The following is a 685-nucleotide window of genomic DNA, read 5'->3' as shown; positions in this document are numbered from 1 at the left end:
CGTTGGCAGTGGTGGTGGCGGCGCTCCAGTGGTCCGTTCCGACGTCTCCGACCGGTGGAGTGTGCGGGAAGAGCCGCCGCAGGCGGCACGGACCTGGCCGGTCAGCTCCACCGGTACCCCCTCGAGGTGACGACGTGCCCGGCCACGACACGGGTGTGGGTGCTGCCGACGACCACCGTCGTCGTCATGCCGACCAGCTCCAGTTGCGGGGCCGGGGTGGCGGTCAGCTCCCCGATCGTGGTGACGGTGACCTGCTGGGCCGGGCGGAAGGCGTCGGTGACGATGCCCACCGGGGTCGACAGCGGACGGTGGGCGGCCAGCAACGTCAACGCCCGTGGCAGCTGCCAGGTCCGCGCCTTGCTGCGCGGGTTGTAGAACGCGACGGCGACGTCGGCCCGCGCCGCCGCCCGGACCCGCTGTTCGATCACCTCCCAGGGGGTGTGCAGATCCGACAGGCTGATCATCATGTGGTCGTGGCCGAGGGGCGCGCCGAGCAGCGCCGCGGCGGACAGCGCCGCCGTCACCCCCGGGACGCCCACCACGTCGAAGGATCCGTCGGCCCGTTCCAGCGCGGGGCTGCCCATCGCGTAGACGCCGGCGTCCCCGCTGCCGATGAGCGCGGCCGCGTGGCCGGCGCGGGCGGCGTCCACGGCCGCGCCGGCGCGGGCCTCCTCCGCTCCGAGGC

Annotated in this window: 1 protein-coding gene; it reads right to left on the bottom strand. The window is 74.9% G+C overall.

The window, feature by feature from the left end; genetic code table 11:
- Positions 1–101: 101 nt before the first annotated feature.
- A partial coding sequence (locus NBX02_RS11550) for a precorrin-3B C(17)-methyltransferase (protein WP_250291294.1) occupies positions 102–685 on the bottom strand: 584 nt, incomplete at its 5' end.

The organism is Protofrankia sp. CiP1_Cm_nod1 (assembly GCF_920888515.1).
GTDB lineage: Bacteria > Actinomycetota > Actinomycetes > Frankiales > Frankiaceae > Protofrankia.
The sequence above is the reverse complement of the archived record's forward strand: the minus strand, read 5'-3'. Positions and strand labels throughout refer to the sequence as shown.